This is a genomic window from Mesorhizobium sp. M2C.T.Ca.TU.002.02.1.1, from assembly GCF_003997225.1.
This window is the reverse complement of record NZ_RZTO01000938.1, coordinates 1-2,180: the sequence shown is the minus strand read 5'-3', so window position 1 is coordinate 2,180 and position 2,180 is coordinate 1. Positions and strand designations below refer to the sequence as shown.

3 protein-coding genes and 3 pseudogenes are annotated in these 2,180 nt (G+C 64.4%); all 6 read left to right on the top strand.

Annotation, left to right across the window (positions count from 1 at the left end; translation table 11 throughout):
- Positions 1–178: pseudogene (locus EOD07_RS38795) on the top strand (riboflavin biosynthesis protein RibD); the annotation flags it as partial.
- Positions 178–795 carry a riboflavin synthase gene (locus EOD07_RS31705; protein WP_127238075.1) on the top strand — a complete coding sequence of 206 codons (618 nt, stop codon included), beginning with the start codon at positions 178–180 and terminating at the stop codon, positions 793–795. The pseudogene EOD07_RS38795 and the gene EOD07_RS31705, both read left to right, overlap by 1 nt.
- A 53-nt stretch (positions 796–848) precedes the next feature.
- A pseudogene (locus EOD07_RS39130) lies at positions 849–974 on the top strand (DUF1778 domain-containing protein); the annotation flags it as partial.
- Positions 975–1,044: 70 nt separating this feature from the next.
- Complete coding sequence (ribH, locus tag EOD07_RS31695) at positions 1,045–1,539, top strand: 6,7-dimethyl-8-ribityllumazine synthase (protein ID WP_127238074.1); 495 nt, start codon at positions 1,045–1,047, stop codon at positions 1,537–1,539.
- Positions 1,536–2,030 (top strand): transcription antitermination factor NusB, encoded by a 495-nt coding sequence (nusB, locus tag EOD07_RS31690; RefSeq protein ID WP_040983266.1) that lies wholly within the window; start codon positions 1,536–1,538, stop codon positions 2,028–2,030. Before ribH ends, nusB begins: the two co-directional genes overlap by 4 nt.
- Positions 2,027–2,180: pseudogene (locus EOD07_RS38790) on the top strand (MFS transporter); the annotation flags it as partial. The gene nusB and the pseudogene EOD07_RS38790, both read left to right, overlap by 4 nt.

The following is a 2,180-nucleotide window of genomic DNA, read 5'->3' as shown; positions in this document are numbered from 1 at the left end:
GGCCTTCCTCGATGAAGATCTTGTCGACCGCATTGTCCTCTTCCAAGGCCCGGACGCCATCGGCGAGGACGGTATTGCATCGCCCATCGACGCCGACCATATCCCGGCTGGATTTCGCAAATTGCGTGACATGCGCTTCGGCGAGGACAGTTATGCCGAATGGGTGAGGAACCTTTAATGTTTACCGGAATTGTCACCGACGTTGGCACGGTAGCCGCTGTGAAGCCGCTCGCTGAAGGCATCGGCCTGCGCATCGACACCGCCTATGATCCTGACACCATCGCGATTGGCGCTTCGATTTCCTGTGGTGGCGTCTGCCTCACCGTGACCGCGCTTCCCGAGCAAGGCTCGAACGCGCGCTGGTTCGAGGTCGAGGCCTGGGAGGAAGCGCTGAGGCTGACCACGGCTTCGAGCTGGAAATCCGGAACCCGTGTCAACCTCGAACGGGCGCTGAAGATCGGCGACGAGCTCGGTGGCCACATCGTCTCCGGCCATGTCGACGGCACCGCCGAGATCGTCGAGCGCAAGGAGGAGGGGGATGCCGTGCGCTTCACCCTGGAAGCGCCGCGCCACCTGGCGAAGTTCATCGCGCCCAAGGGGTCGGTGGCCCTCGACGGTACCTCTCTCACCGTCAACAAGGTCGAAGGCACCCGCTTCGACGTGCTGCTCATTCACCACTCGCTGAGCGTCACCACCTGGGGCGAGCGCCGCGCGGGCGACCGCGTCAACATCGAGATCGACACGATGGCGCGTTACGCGGCGCGCCTGGCGGAGGCGGCGAAAGAGGGACTTTGACAATCAAAGACGAAATCGGCTGGGTTCAGTGAGAAAAGCTCCTCGTCGAGGACGCGCCCGGCCTCAATCTGTCGGTGAACGATCGTAAGGTATTCGTTGAGGCGTTGACCAATCCGCGGCCGGTGAACGACCGTCTGAGGGATACGGTGCGTCGCTATCGCCAGGCTACTGGCGTCTGACTGCAACAATCTTCCGCTTGCGATCAACCCGGCTTCGGCCTAAGTCACCGGCAACCCCCCGGAGACTTTTATGGCTGGAACATCCCAACACGGCAAAGCGTTCATTCGCCCGAAGGCGAAGGCGCATCTGCTCATTGTCGAAGCGCGCTTTCACGACGATCTCGCCGACGCCCTGCTCGAAGGCGCGACCGGCGCGCTCGATGAGGCCGGCGCCACCTATGACGTGGTGACGGTTCCCGGTTCGCTTGAAATACCGGCCGTCATCACCTTCGCGCTCGATGGCGCGGCCGAAGGCGGCAGGCATTATGACGGCTTCGTCGCGTTGGGCACCATCGTCCGCGGCGACACCTATCATTTCGACATCGTCGCCAATGAATCGAGCCGTGCGCTGATGGACTTGTCGGTGCAGGAGGCGATCGCGGTCGGCAACGGCATCCTGACCACCGAGAACGACGCGCAGGCATGGACGCGTGCGCGAAAGACGGAAGGCGACAAGGGCGGCTTCGCCGCGCGCGCGGCGCTGACCATGATCGCGCTCAAAGAGAAATTCGGAGCCCAATCGTGACCGAGCCCGCCTCGACCGGATCGGTGCGCCATGCCAACAAGCGCGGCGCCGCCCGTCTTGCCGCCGTCCAGGCGCTCTATCAGATGGATGTGGCCGGTAGCGGCGTCTTCGAGATCACGGCCGAATACGAGACCTTCCGCCTCGGCAAGGAAGTCGATGGCGCGCTCTATCGCGAGGCCGACGCGCAATGGTTCCGCGCCATCCTGACCGGCGTCGTCGAGAACCAGAAGACCATCGACCCCGTCATCCGCCAGGCCCTGACCGAGGACTGGCCGCTGTCGAGGCTGGATTCGACGCTGCGCGCCATCCTGCGCGCCGGCGTCTATGAGCTGATGAAGCGCGAGGATGTGCCGGTGGCCGTCATCGTCTCCGAATATGTCGACATCGCCAAGGCGTTCTACGAGGAAGACGAGCCCAAGCTGGTGAACGCCGTGCTGGATCGCGTCTCGCGCCGGGTACGCGGCGAGGGACGTGGCAAGGACGCTTCGTGACGACCGCGACGGCGGCGATCGTCGAGGCTGGCAGGGAAGGGCGCCGCACCGCCGTCCTGCTTGCCGCCGCCCAGGCGATCGTCGGCTCGGCCGCGCCGATCGCCATTTCGCTCGGCGCGCTTGCCGGTCAATATTTGCTCGGTCCCGACA

Bases quoted from the DNA above. Each gene is read 5' to 3' on its own strand.
- EOD07_RS31705 (WP_127238075.1), top strand. From the start codon at position 178: ATGTTTACCGGAATTGTCACCGACGTTGGCACGGTAGCCGCTGTGAAG.
- ribH (WP_127238074.1), top strand. From the start codon at position 1,045: ATGGCTGGAACATCCCAACACGGCAAAGCGTTCATTCGCCCGAAGGCG.